Raw genomic sequence first — 18,194 nt, forward strand, 5'->3', positions numbered from 1 at the left:
AGTCGCAGAAGATGGAGGCGGTGGGCCAGCTCACCGGCGGCCTCGCCCACGACTTCAACAACCTGCTCGCCGGCATCTCGGGCTCGCTGGAGCTGATGCAGACGCGCCTCGCGCAGGGCCGAGTCAAGGACGTCGAGCGCTACATGGCGGCGGCGCAGGGAGCGGCCAAGCGCGCCGCCGCGCTGACCCACCGGCTCCTCGCCTTCTCCCGCCGCCAGACCCTCGATCCGCGGCCCACCGATGTCGACCGGCTGGCGCGGGGCATGCACGAGCTGATCCAGCGCACGGTCGGGCCCGGCATCACCCTCGAGGTCGTCGCCTCGCCCGAGGCCTGGCCGGCCCTGGTCGACCCGTCGCAGCTCGAGAACGCGCTCCTCAACCTCTGCCTCAACGCCCGCGACGCGATGCCCGACGGCGGGCGCATCACCGTCGAGACCGCCAACCGGACGATGGATGCCCGGACCGCCCGCCGGCACGACATGCCGGAGGGCGAGTACGTGCGCCTGCGCGTGACCGATACCGGGACCGGCATGACCCCTGAGGTGATCGCCCGGGTGTTCGAGCCGTTCTTCACCACGAAGCCGATCGGCGAGGGCACGGGCCTCGGCCTCTCGATGATCTACGGCTTCGCGCAGCAATCGGGCGGGCAGGTGCGCATCGCCTCGAAGCCCGGCGCGGGCACGACCGTCAGCCTCTACCTGCCGCGCCATGCCGGCGCCGTGCCCGGCGAGGACGAGACCGGGACGGCTCTGCCGCTGGCGCGCTCGACGCGGGGCGAGACCGTGCTGGTGGTCGACGACGAGCCGACCGTGCGGATGCTCGTCACCGACATCCTGGAGGATCTCGGCTACACCGCGATCGAGGCCGGCGACAGCGCGGCGGGGCTCAAGCTGCTGCGCTCGGACGTGCGGATCGACCTGCTCGTCACCGATATCGGCCTGCCCGGCGGCATGAACGGCCGCCAGATGGCCGAGGCGGGCCGCGAGACCCGGCCCGACCTCAAGGTGCTGCTGATCACCGGCTACGCCGAGACCGCGATCCTCGGCAACGGCACCCTCGGGCCCGGGATGGCGGTGCTGACCAAGCCTTTCTCGATCGACACGATGGCCGCCCGGATCCGGTCGATCATCGAGGCCGGGCGGGAGCGGGAGCGGCGGTCCTAAGCAGACTTGCGTTGGCGAGCCAACGCTTCGTCCGCTTAGCTTCTTGATGCGTCGCAGATTTTCGTCGCAAAACCGGCAACCACTTTTGCGAAATCTGCTTAGGCCTCACGCCGCCCGCACCGTCGCGAGGAAGCGCCGCACCTCGTCGGTGAGGCTCTCGGACTGGCGCGACAGGGCGGAGGCCGAGTCGAGCACGAGCGCCGCCGCGGCCCCGGTCTCCTCCGCAGCGCCGGCCACCCCGGCGATGTTGTCCGTCACCGCCCCGGTGCCGGAAGCCGCCCGGGTGACGTTGCGGACGATCTCCCGCGTCGCGGCGCCCTGCTCCTCCACCGCCGCGGCGATCGAGGTGGCGACGCCCGAGATCTCGCGGATGCGCCCGGCGATGGCGTCGATCGCCCCCACCGCCTGCTCGGTCGAGCCCTGGATGCGGCCGATCTGCGTGGTGATCTCCTCGGTGGCTCGTGCCGTCTGGCCGGCGAGTTCCTTGACCTCGGCCGCCACCACCGCGAAGCCGCGGCCGGCCGCCCCGGCGCGGGCCGCCTCGATCGTGGCGTTCAGCGCCAGCAGGTTGGTCTGGGCGGCGATCGACGAGATCAGGCCGACGACGTCGCCGATCCGGGCGACCGCGCGGCTCAGCTCCTGGACCAGGGTGCCTGTCCGGTCGGCCTCGGCCACCGCGGCGCGGGCCAGCGCGGCCGAGCCGTCGACCTGCCGGCCGATCTCGCCCACCGAGGCGCCGAGTTCCTCAGCGGCGGCCGCGACCGTGCCGACATTGCCCGCCGCCGCCTCGGCGGCGCTCGCCGCGCCCGCCGACCTGTCGGCGGTCTCCCCGGCGGTGGCCGCCATGGTCCGGGCGGTCGCCTGGAGCTCGGTGGCGGAGGCCGCGACCTGACCGACGATGCCGCCGACCGCCTGCTCGAAGGCATCGGCCATCTGGCCCATGCCGGCGCGGCGCTGCTCCTCGGTCGAGGCGCGCGCCAGGGCGGCCTCCTCCTCCAGGGCGCGGGCGCGGATCAGGCCGTCCTTGAACACCTGGACCGCGCCGGCCATCCGGCCGATCTCGTCGCGCCGACGCGTGCCCTCCACCGCCACCGCGGTGTCGCCGGCGGCGAGCCGCTCCATGGTGCGCGCCATCGCGACGACCGGGCCGGCGACGCCGCGCTGCAGGATCAGCCAGGCGAGGACGAGCGCCACCGCACCCGCGCCCAAGGCGACGGCGACGGTGGTGACCCGGGCCGCCTCGCCCGCCGCCGCCGCGGTCTCGCCGCCCCGGCGCATCATCGCCTCGGCGCTGGCCGCGATCTCGCCGAGGACCTGGCGGGCGGCGGCGAGCGCGGGATCGATCTGCTCGCGGCCGACCCGCAGGGCCTGGTCCTGCTGGCTGCCGAAGGTCTTGGTGATCAGGTCGTCGGTCGCCCCGAAGGCCTGGTTGAACCGGGCCAGGACCTGGTCGGCGCCCGCCCCCGCCGCGGGCATCAAGGCCTTCAGCCGGTCGAGCCGGCCCGGCAGGCCCGCGGCGATCGCCTTGGTCTCCTTCTCGAGGGCGTCGATCTCGGTCATCGAGCTCTCGGACACGATGCGGTTCACCACCGCCCCGTAGCGCGTCAGCGCGATCTCGACCTCGGACGCCGCCCGGGCGGCTGCGACCTCGCGGACGAGCACGTCCTGGTAGGTCTGCGCGATGAGGCTCATCCGCGACAGGGCGAAGCCGCACAGGCCTGCCAGGATGATGAGCAGCAGGCCGACCGGGATCGCCGCCTTGGCAAGGATCCGCATGTTGTCGAGGGGCGAACGAGGCACGAAGCCGCTCCGTGAGGCTAATTCTGTCGAAGCTTAGCCGTGCCTGATTGACGTAGGATTAATGTCTCCTCGTGTCGCCTGCCCTCGCCCGCAACAACGCGGATGCGAGGCCGGCATGGCGCCGGCTCGGGAGCGGTCTCGACCGAGGGGGCAGGACGGCGGGGTCTGTCTTGTATTTCGCGGGAGTGTCAGGCCTCCCGGTCGGCCAGGCGCAGCGACCAGACCAGCGTCCCGGCCTCATCGACCAGCCACAGGGCGTTCACCTGCTCCTCGGCCGGCGTCGTCTCACGGGCATTGGCGAGGCGCACCGCCTCCTGCCGGTCCGCGGCCGTGACGATCTCGTCGATCAGCGGGGGCCCGATCTCCCCGTTCGGGGCGCGCACCGCCCCGCGCAGTCGGAATGCCGGCATCCGCCCCTCGCTCCTTGGTCGCGTCCCATCCAGTTGCCCGCAAGCCGGAGGCCCGGGCCGCACAGGTTCTCGGGCGGGAACGGGTTTCATCAAGGACCGGGACGGATGCGGCGCATCGGCGCTCCCCGGTCGAGGGCTGGCGCCCCGGAGCGCACAGGCCATGCGATCGCGGTCAGCCGGTGCGCCGGGCGGTCCAGCGCCCCGTGCAGGGGCTGATCCCGGCGAGGCTCCAGCGTCCGCTTCCGGCGGAACCTCGCAGGCGGCCGGTGACCGCGACGCTGGCGAGCCCGCTGCGGATCGTGCCGGTGATGCGGCCGTCGGCGCCGGCCCGGCCGGAGGCATCGACATCGTTGCACCCGGCCTCGTCCACGACGCCGTCGCGGATCACGATCGGGTAGCGGTACGGCCCGGTGCAGGAGCCGGTCTCGGCGGTGGCGACGACCGACCAGGCACCGTCGAAGCGGTTGGCCGCGGGCGCGGCGAGGGCCGGGGCTGCGAGGGCGAGAAGCAGGGCGAGAAGCGGGACCCGTGCGAGAACCGGACGGCGAAACGGTGACATGATCTCCTCTGGGGCGGATGTCCGCCGGTTCGGGCCGGAGTCCTGGATCGGCCGGATTGCGGACCATCGGTTAAGGATGCTCGTCGACGGAGCCGGGCACGGACGGGGGAACATGCCGTGCCCGGCTCGCGACCGTCCCGGACGCCTCGGGGGATAGCGCCGGAACGATGGGGTGACGCCCTCTCAGGCGAAGGGGGGTGACGCCCTCTCGGGCGGGTGGGTCGGGATCTCGCCGGTCAGGCGGCGCCGGACGGGGCTGCGAGGGTCCGACCCAGGTCCTTCCGGTCGAGGTCGTTCCGGTCCAGATCCTGCCCGAGCCGGTCGCGGGCCCGGCTGACGCGGCTCTTCACGGTGCCGGCCGGGCAGCCGATGACGTCGGCGGCGGCCTCGTAGGACAGGCCCTCGACGGCGACCAGCAGCAGCGCCTCGCGCTGCGCTGGGTCGAGCCGGTCGAGGGCGCCCTGCAGGTCGCGCAAGGAAGCCCGGTGCTCCTGCTCGGCGGCGCTCGCCAGGGCGGCGGCGTGGACCCCGTCGGGATCCGCCACTTCGAGGCGGTACTTGCGGCGCCCGTTGAAGAAGCCGTTGCGCAGGATCGCGAACAGCCAGGCCGACAGGCTGGAACCGGGGGCGAACTGGCGCCGGTGCTCCCAGGCCTTGAGCAGGGTGTGCTGCACGAGGTCGTCGGCGTCCGCCCCGTGATGGGTCAGGGAGAGGGCGTAGCGGCGCAGGCGCGGCACCGCGCCGAGGAGCCCGGCCCTGAACGCCGCCGGGACCTCGACCTGCGCCTCCGCCGCGTCGAGGGCCCGCGTCAGGCGCGCGAGGACCTGGCCGAGAGCCGAGCCAGCATCGAGCGCGACGGCCTCGGGGTAGTACTCCTGCAAGAGCCCGCCGAGATGCGACGGGATCAGGGCGGCGGCGGTCTCCGTCACGGCGACCGGTTCTGGCGTCGCGTCGTCTGTTCGCACGGAAAGGGGCCCGTAAACGCTACTCATATCGGACTAGACCAGTCGGCCGGTACGGGCGCATCCCGTGGGGCAGCGCGCCGGACCGTCCCTGGTGCGACTTATTTCTGGTCGCCGCCAATTACGTCAATGATACGAATCTACCGGTGAATCTCGTTCTCCGCAGGGAACCCGTTAGCGCGCGATCCGTTTGTGGTCCGTTGCCCGAGGGGCAAAGGACAGACAGAAGGGATCGAACGGGCCGTGACCGCAGGCGTCGACAGGCATGAACTCCGGCAGATCATCGCCGGCCTCAGCGAGGGCGTGATCCTGGTCGAGCCCGACCAGACCATCGCCTACGCCAACGAGGCTGCGCTCGCGATGCACGGCGCCGAGAGCCTGGACGAGATCGGCCCGACGATCGACGCCTACCGGGCCCGCTTCGCCCTGCGCTACCGCAACAACCGCGCCCCGGAGAACTACCCGATCGAGCGCGTCGTCGCCGGCGAGCGCTTCCACGACGTGGTGGTCGAGGTGACGCGCACCGACAAGCCGGAGGTCGGCTTCGTGCATTCCCTGCGCAGCCTCGTCGCCACCGACCGCGAGGGCAAGCCGAGCTGCCTGGCGCTGATCCTCAAGGACGTGTCGGACCAGTTCGAGGCCGAGGAACGCTTCGAGCGCACCTTCAACGCCAACCCGGCGCCCGCCGTGATCACGCGGCTCTCCGACCTGCGCCACGTCAAGGTCAATGCCGGCTTCCTGGAGATGACCGGCTACACCCGCGACGCCGTGATCGGCCGCAGCGTCTACGAGGTCGACGTGCTCGCCAACGCCCGCAACCGCGACCTCGCGGTGTCGCGGCTCAACGAGGGCGGCACGATCCCCCAGATGGAGGCGCGGCTGGAACTGCCCGACGGCGGCGGCCGCTTCGTCATCGTCGCCGGCCAGCCGATGGAGATGGGCGACGAGCCCTGCATGCTGTTCACCTTCGCCGACCTGGAGCTGCGCCGGAAGGCCGAGACGGCTTTGCGCCAGAGCGAGGAGCGCTTCGCCAAGGCGTTCCGTCTCACACCGGTGCCGACGATGCTCGCCCGCGCCGGGGATTTCCAAGTCACCAGCATCAACGAGGCCTTCGGCCGGGTCTTCGGCTTCGGCGAGGACCGGGTGGTCGGCCGCGCGCCGGCGGAGTTCGGGCTGTGGGTCTCCGACGAGCAGCGCGCGCGCTTCGAGGGCGTGCTCATGCGCACCGGCTACGTGCTCGGGCTGGAGGTCTGCCTGCGCCACGAGAACGGCGCCGACCTCGATTGCCTGATCTCGGCCGAGCGGGTGACCATCGGCGACGCCGAGTTCGTGCTGATGGTCCTGCAGGACATCACCGAGCGCAAGCACACCGAGCGCGAATTGTTCGACGCGATCGAGACGGTGATGGCCGACACTTCCTGGTTCAGCCGCGGGCTGATCGAGAAGCTCGCCAACCTGCGCCGGCCGGGTCGCGAGGTGCCGGGCGAGGCGGTGCCGGACCTGACGCTCCGGGAGCGGCAGATCCTGAACCTGATCTGCAGCGGGCTCGACGACGACGGCATCGCCCGCAAGCTCGGCCTGTCGCGCAACACCGTGCGCAACCACGGCGCCGCGCTCTACCGCAAGCTCGGCGTGCACCGCCGCACGGAGGTGATCCTGTGGGGCCGCGAGCACGGTTTCCCGCTCCAGGCCTCCGGTAGCTGAAGTTCAGCCTACCGGTAATTTCTTACCATTGAAGCGGCGCGACGCAGTCACATCTGCAAGCCGGTCTGAGTTTTCTCACATCCGACGAGGTGCTCATGACCAGACGCGCGCCCACGACTTCCACCGAGCAGGTCAAAGGCTCGGTGAAGGAGGCCATCGGCAAGCTCACCGGCGACGTCCGGGTCGAGTCCGAGGGCCGGCGTCAGAAGGGCGAAGCCGAGTCTCCGCAGGGCGCCGCCAAGCGCCCCCCGGGGGCCGGACCTCGCAAGGACTGACGATCGACCGTCATCCGGCGCCCCATCGCGGGGCGCCGCCCTTTCCCACCCCCCTATCCAAGGAGAACTCCCATGGTCGATACCGATCGCATCACCGGCGCCGCCAAGGAACTCGGCGGCAAGATCCAGAGCGCCGTCGGCGACCTGACCGGCTCGCACCGCGACTCCGCGGAAGGCCGCTTCCGCGAGGCGCAAGGCGCGGCGGAGAACGTCTACGGCCAGGCCAAGGACACCGCGCGTCACGCCGCCGACCGGGCGCAAGACTATGCCGGCCGCGCCGGCGACCGGGCCCAGGATCTCGCCGACGAGGCGCAGGACTACGCGCAGGACGCCTACGAGCGCGGCAGCCGCTCCCTGCGCCACGGCGCCCGGCAGGTCAGCCACCAGGTGGCCGAGTACCCCCTCGCGTCGCTGGTGATCGCCGGCCTGGTCGGCTTCGGCCTCGGCCTCCTCGTCAACGCCAACCGCGACTGATCCCGCCGAACGACCGCATCGCGAGCGGCGGCCGCTCGAGCCGCCCTCGCCCGATGCCTGAACGACCCGGAGCAACGACGTGACCATCCAGACCCCCGTTTCCCCCCTCTCGACCGCGGCGCAGGCCGATACCCGCGCGGTCCTGCTCAATCAGGTCTCCTGGGGCGCCATCTTCGCCGGCGCCGTCACTGCCCTGGTGACGCAGGTGATCCTCAATCTCGTCGGCGTCGGCATCGGCCTGTCCTCGGTCGGCGTGAACGCCACCGACAACCCGGCCGCCTCGACGATCTCGATGGGCGCGGGCCTGTGGTTCGTGGTCTCGGGCATCGTCGCCTCGCTCGTCGGCGGCGCCATCGCGGGCCGGCTCTCCGGCAAGCCGCTGCCTGGTGCTGCCGCCCTGCACGGCCTGGTCGCCTGGGCGGTGACGACCCTCGTGGTCATCTACCTCATCACCTCGGCGGCGAGCGGCCTCGTGGGCGGCACCCTGAGCACCGTCTCGGGCGCGCTCGGCGGCGCTGGCAACCTCGTCGGCGGCACGGTGCAGACCGCAGCCCAGGCCGCGGCCCCGTCGCTGTCGAAGGTGCAGAACCCGCTCGAGGGCATCGAGGACAAGGTGCGCCAGCAGGCCGCCGGCCAAGACCCGCAGGCCGCCCGTGATGCCGCCGTGGCCGCCGTGCGCGCCGTGCTGACCGGCGACGCTGCCCAGAAGGAGCAGGCCAAGACCCGCGCCGCCGACGCGCTGGCCAAGGCCCAGAACATCTCGCCCGACCAGGCCAAGGCCCAGATCGACGACTACCAGAAGCAGTACGAGCAGGCGGTCGCCACCGCCAAGCAGAAGGCCGAGGCCGCGGCGGTCGCCGCCAAGTCGGCCGCGACCCAGGGCGCGTTCTACGCCGCGATCGCGCTGCTGCTCGGCGCCGCTGCCGCCTTCTTCGGCGGCCGCCTCGGCGCCCCGAAGCTGGTCGGCGCCGACTACACCACCCGCCGCGTCTGACGCGAGACACCGGCTCCCGCCCCGGCGGGAGCCGTCCACCCCCGAAACCCATCTCGACCTGAAGGAGAGATTCCGATGAGCAGCACCACCGACAAGCTCAAGGGCCTGGCCAACGAGGCCGTCGGCAACGTCAAGCAGGGCGTCGGCAAGGTCACCGGCAACGACCACCTCGTCGCCGAGGGCAAGGCCCAGGAGCTGAAGGGTGAGGCCCAGCGCACGGTCGGCGAGGCCAAGGACGGCATCAAGAACGTCGCCGACCATATCACGGGCCGCAAGTAAGGCCCTCGTTCCGGCGGCGGGGTCGTCCCGCCGCCTCGTCCAGTCCAAGATTTTCATCCATTCCAAGACTCAGGAGGACAGCATGAACCGCGATGAGGTGCGTGGCGCGTCCCGTCACCTGAAGGGCCGCGTCCAGACCGCCCTCGGCGGCCTCCGGGGCGATCCGGCCCAGCAGGTCCGCGGCGCCGCCAACCAGGTGGCCGGCGGGGCGCAATACGCCTATGGCCGCGCCCGCGGCAGAGTGGAGGACTTGGCCGAGGATCTCGCCGACGACGGCCGTCACCTCGCCCACACGGCTCGCGAGCACGCCGAGGACTTCGCCGACGCTGCCCGCGAGCGGGCGGACGACTTCACCCACACGGCCCGCAAGCGCGCCGACCGGGCGCTCGCGAACGGGCGCCACGTCGCCCGCGAGGCGCGCCGCCGCGGCGACGCCTACGGCCGGCAGGCCCTGGCCTATGCCAACGGGCACCGCACCAACACCGTGCTCGGCATCGCCGCCCTCGCCTTCGCGGCGGGCTGGCTGATCCGCCGCAAGCGCTAAATCCAGGCCCTCGTTGAACCCGAGCCCTCGTTCGCCGAAGCGGCCACCGCTTCGGCGAACAGCGCACGATGAGATGAATCGCCGCGGCGCGCGCGGACCGGGAATAATTATTTCAGGATCTTTTCCCGCTGGCAAACGTTCTTCTAGTCATAGTCTATATGCCAGAAGGGAATCCAGCGATGCTGCGCAAGATCTTCATGCTGTTCGTCCTGCCGAAGCTGATCGCGCGCTTCAACCGTCGCGGCGCGGCGCCCCGTCACGGCCGGACGTACTGATCCGGCTCAGGGCCGGTCGGCAGCGGCCCGTCGAGCGGTAGCCGCCGGCCGGGCCCCGCGCACCGACCAAGAAGAACGACGAAGACGAAGGCCGCTGCCCCCCGGGGATGGCGGCCTTCGCGCGTGAGCGAGGAGCGAACCCGAGCACGCCTCCGGCGGTTGTGACGGCATGACAGCGCCCGCCCTCACCTCCGCCCGCCCCCTTCCGACCGCCGCCGGCCTCGCCCTCGCGGGGGCCGCCGCTCTCGGCGCCGGCGCGGTCGAGAATGGGCGCCGAGCTCGCGCGGCCGAGCGGGCGGTGCCGCCGGTCGGGCGCTTCGTCGAGGTCGGCGGCACGCGGCTGCACGTGCTGGAGCGCGGGCGCGGGCCGGCTCTCGTGCTGCTGCACGGCAATGGCAGCCTGATTCAGGACTGGCTCGTCAGCGGCCTGTTCGAAGCCGCGGCACGGACGCACCGGGTGATCGCGGTCGACCGGCCCGGCTTCGGCTACAGCGAGCGGCCACGCAGTCGGATCTGGACGCCCACGATGCAGGCCGGGCTGATCCGCGGCGCCCTGCACAGCCTCGGGGTCGATACAGCGACGGTGCTCGGCCATTCCTGGGGGGCGCAGGTGGCGGTCGCGCTGGCGCTCCAGGATCCGGCCCGGGTGCGGGCGCTCGTCCTCGAATCCGGCTACTACTTCCCCTCGCCCCGGATCGACGGCCTGCTCTTCGCAGCCCAAGGGCTGCCCGGCCTCGGCGACCTCGTCAGCCACACCGTGGCCCCGGTCACGAGCCGCCTGCTCTGGCCGCGCATCCTGTCGCGGCTGTTCGGACCGAGCCCGGTGCCCGAGCGCTTCGCCCGCGATTTTCCGGTCGAGATGGTCCTGCGCCCCTCGCAGCTGCGCAGCGCCGCCGCCGAATCGGCGCTGATGGTGCCGGACGCCTTCGCGCTCCGGCCGCATTACGGGGACCTGCGGATGCCGGTGACGATCCTGTCCGGCACCGGCGACCGCCTGCTCTCCCATGACGGCCAGGCGGTGGCGCTCCATCGCCGGATTCCCGGCAGCCGCCTCGTCGCGGTGGAGGGCGCCGGCCACATGCTGCACCAGATCGCTCCCGACCGGGTGCTCGCCGCCGTCACCGGCGCCTGAGGACGGCACTTGACCCGACATGTGACGCGGCGGCAAGTCGCGGACGGCTCCGGTCTCGGCTAGGAGGAGAACGATCTCCGCCGGTCCTCGCGCCGGCGGCTCCCTCCTGCTGTGCGGACTCTTGCGACGTGACGATCCTGAAACGCGCGCGGCGCCTCGCCGAGACGGGGCGCCAGTGGTTCGTGCCGCCCCCGGGCCCGGTTGCCTGGGGCCGGCTCTATAATTGCGGCGTCCTCGTCGCCCTCAACCCGGAGGCGGAGGCCGACGGCGTCGAACTCGCCCTGGCGCGGAGCGGCGAGCGCGAGCACGCGCTGCCGGTCGAGCGCCGCTTCACCGAGCACGGCACCACCTACCTCCACGCCGCCCTCGATCCGGCGCTCTTGGCCGCGCCGGGCACCTTGCGGCTGACGGTGACCGAGCCGGGCCGGGCCGACCAGCAGCGGGTCGCGGTCGGGCCAGAGCGCCACACGCTCCACCTCGACGGCATCGTCGGCGGCGTGATCGACGGCTGGGTCTCGTCGCTCTCCGCCGAGCCGCTTCCCACCGTTCACCTCGTGGTCGACGGGCTGGAGGGCGAGCCGGTCCGGCCCAGGATCTACCGGCCGGAGCTGCGCTTCTCCGGCCGCGAGGGCGGCTGGAACGGCTTCCGCCTCACCCTCCCTCCCTGGGCCCTCGACGGGCAGCCGCACAATATCGCCGTGCGGGCCGGCGAGACCGTGGCGGGCTTAGGCTCCTACGCGCCGCGTCTGCGCTCGAGCCTCTACATCGAGGCGCCGAGCCGCGTCACCGGCTGGGTGTTCGACGAGGCCGGGCCCGACCGGCCGAGCATCGTGCGGGCGGTGCGCAACGGCGAGGACGTGGCGCGGGTCGAGACCCATGCGCGGGCCGACCTCCTGGAGCTGTTCGGCCGCCACTCGGCCGCCTTCGCCTTTCCCCCCGGCGCGCTGAAAGCCGGCACCGACCTCGCGGTCGGCCCCGTCGGCGCGGGCGAGGTGATCGGCCACCTGCGCGGCACGATCGAGCTCGCCCGCGCCGAGGCGCGGGCGCTGCTGCTGCCGAACGCGCCGTCGACCACGCTCACGGAACGCCGGCACTTACGCGACCGCCTCGTGGCGGCGGTGCGGCCCGGCGGCGGGGCGCAGCTCGTCCTCGCCGAGCCGGCCGTGCCCGAGATGCTGCCGGCGAGCGGCGGTACGCCGCCGCCGGCCTGCGCGATCGTGCCGGTCTACAATGGTCTGTCCGACCTGAAGGCCTGCCTCGCCTCACTCCTGCCGCAGCTGTCGCCCGGGCAGATGCGGGCGCTCGTGATCGACGACGCCTCGCCCGATCCCGCCGTCACCCGCTATCTCGACGACCTCGCGGCCGAGGCGCATCCAGGCCTGACGGTTCTGCGCAACCGCGAGAATCTCGGCTTCATCGGCACGGTGAACGGCGGCCTCGCCCTGCTGGAGCCGGGCGAGGATTGCATCCTCGTCAACGCCGACACGGTGCTGGCGCCCCGCGCGCTGGAGAAGCTGGCGCGGGCCTGCCATCGCGGTCCCGGCATCGCCAGCGCCACCCCGCTCTCGAACAACGCCACGATCCTGGGCTTCCCGGGGATGCCGGAGGCGCAAGGACCGCTCCTCGGCCTTGGGCCGGCGGCGATCGACGCCGCCCTGGAGGCGGCCTCGCCTCAGCCGGTTCAGATCCCGACGGGAATCGGCTTCTGCCTCTACATGAACCGGCAGGCGCTCGACGAGGTCGGGGGCTTCTCGCCCGAATGGGGCCGCGGCTATTGCGAGGAGGTCGACTGGTGCCTCACGGCCCGCGACCTCGGCTGGATCCACGTCGCCGCCACGGACACCTATGTCGAGCACGAGGGCTCGGTGTCGTTCGGCAAGAGCGAGCGGCTGGCGATCCTGGAGCGCAACCACGCCCGGCTCGTCGCCCTCTATCCGGAATACCAGGACGAGGTCGACGCCTTCCTCGCCGCCGACCCGCTCCGGCCCCTGCGGCTCTCGGTGTTCGGGACCCTGCTCGCCGGACAGGTCCGGCGGCTGACCCTGCATGTCGGCCACGGCTTCGGCGGCGGCGCGACGCGCTACGTCGACCAGATCCGCGGGCTCGCCCGGGCGGAGGATCACGCGATCGGCCATCTCGCTCCCGCCGGCAAGCGCCTCGCCCTCGAGGTCGCGGGCGCCGAGGTGACCCTGCCGCCGGACGACCTGTTCGCCCTGTTCGAGGCGCTGGAGGGAACGGGCGTCACGATCGACCTCCACCTCAACGCCCGCTTCGGCTACGACTCCGCCTTCCTCGACCGGCTGCTCTCGGGCCGCTGGCCCTACGCGGTCACGCTGCACGATTACCAGTGGTACTGCCCGAAGGTGCACCTCGTCGACGGGCGGAACTTCTACTGCGAGGAGCCGCCGGCCGACATCTGCCGCCACTGCACGGTGGGGGGCGTCCCGTACGACTATGCCGACCAGAACGCCCTGATGGGCGGCGGGCTCGACGGCTGGCTGGCGACGAACGAGCGCATCCTGCGCGGGGCCCGGCACCTGGTGGCGCCCTCCCACGACACCGCCGAGCGCTACGCCCGCCGCCTCGGCCTGTCGACCATCGCGGTGGTGCCGCATCCGGACGCGGCGGAGCCCCACCCCGCGCGGCCCGTCAAGGCGCGCACCGGCGCGGTGCGGGTCGCCCTCGTCGGCGGCATCGGTGCCCACAAGGGGTTCGAGCTGGTGGTGGCGCTCGCCGAGCGCGCGGCGCGGGAGCGACGGCCGATCGTCTTCACGGTGATCGGCAGCGTCTCCGACCGCGGCCGTGTGGAGGGCATTCCCAACCTCACGGTGACGGGCGCCTACGACCCGAAGGACCTGCCGCGTCTCCTGGCCGAGGCCGATCCGGACTACGTGTTCCTATCGAGCGTCTGGCCCGAGACCTATTCCTACGTCCTGTCGGAGGTCTGGGCCGCGGGCTACCCGGTCGTCGCCTTCGACATCGGCGCCCCGGCGGAACGGATCCGGGCCGAGGGCGGCGGGATCCTGCTCCCGTTCAGCCGCGACACCGCGCTCGTGCTCGACGCCCTGGTGGCCGCCCGCGGCCAGCTGGCGGGGGTCGCGATCCCGGCCCTGCCGACAGTGGCGCCGAGCCTCGCGGCCTACGAGGCGGCCATGGCGGGCGGCACGGGTGTCGGGGCAGACGGTGTCGAGGCAGAGGGCTCGGGTCTCTGAATACGGGTCCGACTGGGCTCAGGCCGTTTTGACACCCTCTGTGTCATCCCGGGGCTCGCCGCAGGCGAGAACCCGGGATCCATAACCGCCGACGGAGCTGGCTCAAGCTGAAGTTGGCCGCTCTATCCTGAAGCGTCAGCGGTTATGGATCCCGGGTTCCGCTGCGCGGCCCCGGGATGACGCCGAGGCTCGCAAGCCGGCCGGCCGACTCGAACAATCTCTCAAGCACTCAGCCGCTTCACCGGATAGGCATCGGCGGCCACGAGGGCGCGGGCCATGGCGTCGTTCTCGGCATCGAGGATCGCCTGGGCGATGCGGCTGACGAGATCGCAGCTCGCCGCATCGAGGGCGTCGTCGCTCCCGGCCCGCGCGGCGGCGGCGAGGGCCGAGCCCTCCTGCATCACGATGGTGCGGGCGATGCGGATCGCGTCCGCGACGGCTTCGTAGGGGCGAGGCATCGGCAACTCCACGGGAATCGGCCAGCGCCGCAGGCACCGAAGGCCGCCGCGAGGGCCGCCCGACGTTTGCCGCTGGGTCAACGAAACCGCGCAAGCCGGAAAACTGTTCCGGGGGTGCGGCGACCCGTGCCGTCAGGCGCGGGTCGCGAAGGTCCGGACGGCCCGGTCATGAGTGGCTCGTCATGGGTGACTCATGGCCGCCAGGGTAGCGCCGTCGCTGCCGATGTCGTCGGGACCGGTCATGCCGAGCAGCTCGACCAGCCGGCCCCGCGCCCGGCTGACCCGGCTCTTGATCGTGCCGACGGCGACGCCGCAGATCTCGGCCGCCTCCTCGTAGGTGAAGTTCTGGGCCCCCACCAGCACCAGCGCCTCGCGCTGGTTGGCCGGCAGGGTGCTCAGCGCCGCCTGGAAGGCCGAGAGCTCGACTCGCGCCTCCTGATCCGGCAGGGCCGTCAGGCGGCCCGCCATCACCCCGTCGGCATCCTCGACCTCGCGCCGGCGCTTGCGCTGCTCGGAGTAGAACAGGTTGCGCAGGATGGTGAACAGCCAGGCGTAGAGGTTGGTGCCGGGCGTGAAGCTGTCGGCCTTGGTCCAGGCCCGCACCAGGGTCTCCTGCACGAGGTCGTCGCTGCGGTCGAGGTCGCGGGTCAGCGAGAACGCGAAGGCGCGCAACGCCGGGATCGACCCGAGCAGGAGCGCCCGCATCTCGGGATCGACGGGCGACATCATGGGTGATTTGGCGGAGTTCATCGCGCGTCCTCCTGCCCGGTCTCCTCGACCGAGGCCTCGGCCGGAGGTCCGGCCGCAAGCGGGATGCCCCCGTCGAGCCCGGCGATGAGCGCCGCGAAGCGCTCCGGCACCGGAGCGCTCAGGAGGTCGGCGTAGTGGGCGCGCAGGGCCCGGCCGAGCCTGCCCCGCGTGGTCGCGTCGAGCTCGCCCCTGCCCTGCCCGTGTCCATGTCCTTGTCCCGGCCGTCCCCGGGAGCGCGGCTCCGGTCCGGCCGGAGCGTCGGTATCGATCTCGTCGTCGCGCATCGCCGCCTTCAGCCTCGCGGCTGCCGGGGCCGGGTCACGGGAGGCGGGATGCCTGCCGTGAACCGCGACGCGCCGGTCGAGAGCCGCCTCGTGCTTCGTTCGGCGCCGCAATAAAGCCGTGGATTTTAATGCGATCTGAAAACGATATTCAGGGAACTTTAATCCGGGCTTGGCGGTATAGATCAAGCTTGTCTATAAGACACCAAGACGTTCAAGCCGGGCGGGACGGTCCGGACCTGTCCGCCGGGGGACCACGACGCGGTCCGCACCCCGGCGAAGGGCCGTCCTCGGGAACGACCCCGTGCCGCGCGGGACAGCCGTGACCGGAGTGCCGCAAGCCCCGGCGTGCATCCCCGCACAAGTGTGACCCGACCGCGCTTGTCCGGCGGCGCGGGGCACCTACCCTAGGGCCTTCAGATTCTCAGCGGGGATGATACCTTGAACCCGACGTCGCTTCGTGCGCCCGCCGCCACCGCGGCCTTCCTGGCGCTCCTGACCCTGACCTCCCTGGCGGCGACGCCGGCCCTCGCCCAGCGGGACGACCAGGGCCTGCAGATGAACTGCGCCGGCGACTACTTCAAGCTCTGCGCCGGGGCCGACCCGGACAGCCCGGAGGTGGAGCGCTGCTTCGCGCGCAACCGCGCCCGGCTCTCGCCCCAGTGCCGGGCGGCGATCACCGCCTACGACCGCAAGACCGGCGGGACCAAGGGCGCCGACGAGCAGTAGGCGCGACGGGGGACCCCAAGATCCCCCGCCCCTCTAGACCCCCCGGTCGAGCCGCAGGATGCGGCAGGGATCGCCGGCCCGGGCCGCCGGCGCGTGGGGCGCGCGGATCAGCAGCGCCTCGGAGCGGGCGAGCACCGAGAGCATCGAGGAATCCTGACGCTCGGCCGGGTGGACCACCGGCAGCCGGTCCGGCGCGGTGTCGAGGGCGGCGCGCATGTAGTCCTGGCGCCCGTCATTGGCCGGCAGGTCGCGCCCGAGGACGCCTGGCTCGCTGCGGTCGGCCCCGGCCTCCGGGTCGCCGAGGAGCGCGCGGATCAGCGGGTGGACGAAGAGCAGCCCGCACACCACCGACGAGACCGGATTGCCGGGGAGCCCCAGCACCGCCATCGCGCCGAGGCGCCCGTGCATCAGCGGCTTGCCGGGCCGGAGCGCCACGCGCCAGAACCCGAGATCGAGCCCCTGGCGGGCGAGCGCCGACTGGACGAGGTCGTGGTCGCCGACCGAGGCGCCGCCCAGCGTGACGAGGAGGTCGGCGCGTGCGTCGCGGGCGCGGGCGATCGCCGCCTCGAGGTCGGCGAAGGTGTCGCCGGCGATGCCGAGGTCGATCGCCTCGGCCCCGGCGGCCTCCGCCATCGCGGCGAGCGCCAGGCCGTTCGAGGCGACGATCTGGTCCCACGCGGCCGGCTCGCCCGGCCGCACCAGCTCGTCGCCGGTGGCGAGCACCGCGACGCGGGGCCGGCGCCGGACGCGCACGGTCGGGTGTCCGCCCGCGGCGGCGAGGGCCACCCGCCAGCCGTCGAGGCGCTCGCCGGCGCGGAGCAGCCGGTCGCCCTCGCGAAAATCGAGCCCGGCGCCGCGGATGTGGCGCCCCGCCGGGTTGCCGGCGCGGGCGAGCACCGTGTCGCCCTCGGCTTGCGTGTCCTCTTGGATCACCACCGTATCGGCGCCGTCCGGCAGCGGCGCACCGGTGAAGATGCGGATCGCCTCGCCCTCGCCCACCGGGCCGCGGGCGCCGTGGCCGGCGGCGCTGGTGGCGGTGACGGCGAGACGCACCGGCGCCTCGGGCGAGGCCCCGGCGACGTCGGCGGCGCGCACGGCGTAGCCGTCCATGGCCGAGGTCGCGAAGGGCGGCTGGGTGCGCAGGGCCCGCACGTCCTCGGCGAGCGTGCGGCCGGCCACGGCCGTGATCGCGACGGTCTCGGCCTCGACCGGGCGGGCCTCGGCGAGGATGCGTGCCAGCGCCTCGGCGACGGGAAGGAGCGCGCTCACTCGCCGGCCTCCGGGCCGGAGGAGGCCTCCCACACGCCGGAGCGGCCGCCGCTCTTGTGCAGCAGCCGGATGCCCTCGACCCGCATGCCCCGGTCGGCCGCCTTGACCATGTCGTAGACCGTCAGGCACGCCACCGAGACGGCGGTCAGCGCCTCCATCTCGACGCCGGTCGGGCCCTGCACCCGCACCTCCGCGGTGACGCGGATGCCCGGCAGGCCCTCGTCGGGCTCGCACTCGACCCGGACCTTGGTCAGCAGCAGCGGGTGGCAGAGCGGGATCAGCTCGTGGGTGCGCTTGGCCGCCATGATGCCGGCGAGCCGCGCGGTGCCGAGCACGTCGCCCTTCTTGGCGTCGCCCTCGCGGATCAGCCGCAGGGTGTCGGGGTTCATCACCACCAGGCCCTCGGCGCGGGCGGCGCGGTCGGTCGCGGCCTTGTCGGTGACGTCGACCATGTTGGCGGCGCCGGCGGCGTCGAGATGGGTCAGGGTCGGCATGGCCTGGCTCCGGAAGAACGTCCCCGCGCTTAGCACGCCGGCCGCCGGGCCCGCCACGGCCTCAGGCGTCCAGCGCCGCCGCCTCGGCCGCGTCGAACACCCGCGAGCGCAGGAGGAAGCGCTGCCCGGACCCGTTCTCCAGCGAGAACATCCCGCCGCGGCCCGGCACCACGTCGATGATGAGCTGGGTGTGCTGCCAGACCGCGTATTGCGGGCCGCTGATGTAGAAATCCGCCCCGCCGATCGCGCCGAGATGCACGTCGCCGTCGCCGAGCGCGAAGTCGCCGACGGGGAAGCACATCGGCGCCGAACCGTCGCAGCAGCCGCCGGATTGGTGGAACAGGATCGCGCCGTGCTCGCAGCGCAGGCGCGCGATCAGGTCGAGGGCCGCCGGGGTGGCGATGACGCGGGGTGGGGGAGCGGGCATGGG

The 18,194-nt window shown here is 72.8% G+C and carries 20 protein-coding genes; 10 read left to right on the top strand and 10 right to left on the bottom strand.

Annotation, left to right across the window (positions count from 1 at the left end):
- A partial coding sequence (locus tag ABZT49_RS31845) for an ATP-binding protein (protein WP_355292313.1) occupies positions 1–1,163 on the top strand: 1,163 nt, incomplete at its 5' end.
- Positions 1,164–1,268: 105 nt separating this feature from the next.
- On the opposite strand, the gene ABZT49_RS31850 is transcribed toward ABZT49_RS31845, so the two are convergent.
- From ABZT49_RS31850 to ABZT49_RS31865, 4 genes are all read right to left on the bottom strand, one after another.
- A complete protein-coding gene (locus ABZT49_RS31850) occupies positions 1,269–2,963 on the bottom strand; it encodes a methyl-accepting chemotaxis protein (RefSeq protein ID WP_407943612.1) in 1,695 nt (564 codons plus the stop codon).
- A 188-nt stretch (positions 2,964–3,151) separates the two neighbouring features.
- A complete protein-coding gene (locus ABZT49_RS31855) occupies positions 3,152–3,373 on the bottom strand; it encodes a hypothetical protein (RefSeq protein ID WP_355292315.1) in 222 nt (73 codons plus the stop codon).
- A gap of 172 nt (positions 3,374–3,545) precedes the next feature.
- Positions 3,546–3,932: a hypothetical protein gene (locus tag ABZT49_RS31860; RefSeq protein WP_355292316.1), complete on the bottom strand. Its 387-nt coding sequence runs from the start codon at positions 3,930–3,932 to the stop codon at positions 3,546–3,548.
- A gap of 236 nt (positions 3,933–4,168) precedes the next feature.
- Complete coding sequence (locus ABZT49_RS31865; RefSeq protein ID WP_355292317.1) at positions 4,169–4,861, bottom strand: sigma-70 family RNA polymerase sigma factor; 693 nt, start codon at positions 4,859–4,861, stop codon at positions 4,169–4,171.
- Positions 4,862–5,137: 276 nt separating this feature from the next.
- Between ABZT49_RS31865 and ABZT49_RS31870 the strand changes: the two genes are divergently transcribed.
- The 8 genes from ABZT49_RS31870 (at position 5,138) to ABZT49_RS31905 (ending at position 13,783) form a co-directional block, all read left to right on the top strand.
- Positions 5,138–6,598 carry a PAS domain S-box protein gene (locus ABZT49_RS31870; RefSeq protein WP_355292319.1) on the top strand — a complete coding sequence of 487 codons (1,461 nt, stop codon included), beginning with the start codon at positions 5,138–5,140 and terminating at the stop codon, positions 6,596–6,598.
- 95 nt (positions 6,599–6,693) lie between these two features.
- Complete coding sequence (locus ABZT49_RS31875) at positions 6,694–6,873, top strand: CsbD family protein (protein ID WP_355292321.1); 180 nt, start codon at positions 6,694–6,696, stop codon at positions 6,871–6,873.
- A gap of 72 nt (positions 6,874–6,945) precedes the next feature.
- Entirely contained in the window at positions 6,946–7,347 is a 402-nt protein-coding gene (locus ABZT49_RS31880) for a CsbD family protein (RefSeq protein WP_355292322.1), read from the top strand.
- A 79-nt stretch (positions 7,348–7,426) separates the two neighbouring features.
- The gene (locus ABZT49_RS31885; protein WP_355292324.1) at positions 7,427–8,341 is read left to right on the top strand and encodes a PhnA-like protein; all 915 of its coding nucleotides are present in this window, start codon (positions 7,427–7,429) and stop codon (positions 8,339–8,341) included.
- Positions 8,342–8,416: 75 nt separating this feature from the next.
- Positions 8,417–8,620, top strand: coding sequence for a CsbD family protein (locus ABZT49_RS31890; protein ID WP_355292326.1), 204 nt, complete (start codon positions 8,417–8,419; stop codon positions 8,618–8,620).
- An 82-nt stretch (positions 8,621–8,702) separates the two neighbouring features.
- Positions 8,703–9,164, top strand: a complete 462-nt coding sequence (locus ABZT49_RS31895) for a CsbD family protein (protein ID WP_355292328.1) — start codon at positions 8,703–8,705, stop codon at positions 9,162–9,164.
- Between the two features lie 444 nt (positions 9,165–9,608).
- Complete coding sequence (locus ABZT49_RS31900) at positions 9,609–10,571, top strand: alpha/beta hydrolase (protein WP_355292329.1); 963 nt, start codon at positions 9,609–9,611, stop codon at positions 10,569–10,571.
- A 128-nt stretch (positions 10,572–10,699) separates the two neighbouring features.
- Positions 10,700–13,783: a glycosyltransferase gene (locus tag ABZT49_RS31905; protein ID WP_355292331.1), complete on the top strand. Its 3,084-nt coding sequence runs from the start codon at positions 10,700–10,702 to the stop codon at positions 13,781–13,783.
- A gap of 221 nt (positions 13,784–14,004) precedes the next feature.
- On the opposite strand, the gene ABZT49_RS31910 is transcribed toward ABZT49_RS31905, so the two are convergent.
- From ABZT49_RS31910 to ABZT49_RS31920, 3 genes are all read right to left on the bottom strand, one after another.
- Complete coding sequence (locus tag ABZT49_RS31910) at positions 14,005–14,241, bottom strand: hypothetical protein (RefSeq protein ID WP_355292333.1); 237 nt, start codon at positions 14,239–14,241, stop codon at positions 14,005–14,007.
- Between the two features lie 180 nt (positions 14,242–14,421).
- The gene (locus ABZT49_RS31915) at positions 14,422–14,967 is read right to left on the bottom strand and encodes a sigma-70 family RNA polymerase sigma factor (RefSeq protein ID WP_407943614.1); all 546 of its coding nucleotides are present in this window, start codon (positions 14,965–14,967) and stop codon (positions 14,422–14,424) included.
- A gap of 20 nt (positions 14,968–14,987) precedes the next feature.
- Positions 14,988–15,275, bottom strand: a complete 288-nt coding sequence (locus tag ABZT49_RS31920) for a NepR family anti-sigma factor (RefSeq protein WP_355292336.1) — start codon at positions 15,273–15,275, stop codon at positions 14,988–14,990.
- A 438-nt stretch (positions 15,276–15,713) separates the two neighbouring features.
- On the opposite strand from ABZT49_RS31920, the gene ABZT49_RS31925 reads away from it, so the two are divergent.
- The gene (locus ABZT49_RS31925) at positions 15,714–16,001 is read left to right on the top strand and encodes a hypothetical protein (RefSeq protein ID WP_407943613.1); all 288 of its coding nucleotides are present in this window, start codon (positions 15,714–15,716) and stop codon (positions 15,999–16,001) included.
- A gap of 33 nt (positions 16,002–16,034) precedes the next feature.
- Here the strand turns inward: ABZT49_RS31925 and glp are convergent, their stop codons facing one another.
- The 3 genes from glp to ABZT49_RS31940 all read right to left on the bottom strand — a co-directional run bounded on the left by glp (position 16,035) and on the right by ABZT49_RS31940 (position 18,191).
- Complete coding sequence (gene glp, locus ABZT49_RS31930) at positions 16,035–17,270, bottom strand: gephyrin-like molybdotransferase Glp (protein WP_355292338.1); 1,236 nt, start codon at positions 17,268–17,270, stop codon at positions 16,035–16,037.
- Positions 17,267–17,764 carry a cyclic pyranopterin monophosphate synthase MoaC gene (gene moaC, locus ABZT49_RS31935; protein WP_355292340.1) on the bottom strand — a complete coding sequence of 166 codons (498 nt, stop codon included), beginning with the start codon at positions 17,762–17,764 and terminating at the stop codon, positions 17,267–17,269. The genes glp and moaC overlap by 4 nt, the downstream gene beginning before the upstream one ends.
- A gap of 61 nt (positions 17,765–17,825) precedes the next feature.
- Positions 17,826–18,191 (bottom strand): DUF779 domain-containing protein, encoded by a 366-nt coding sequence (locus ABZT49_RS31940; RefSeq protein WP_355292346.1) that lies wholly within the window; start codon positions 18,189–18,191, stop codon positions 17,826–17,828.
- Positions 18,192–18,194 lie beyond the last annotated feature (3 nt).

The organism is Methylobacterium sp. EM32 (assembly GCF_040593685.1).
Taxonomy (GTDB): Bacteria; Pseudomonadota; Alphaproteobacteria; order Rhizobiales; family Beijerinckiaceae; genus Methylobacterium.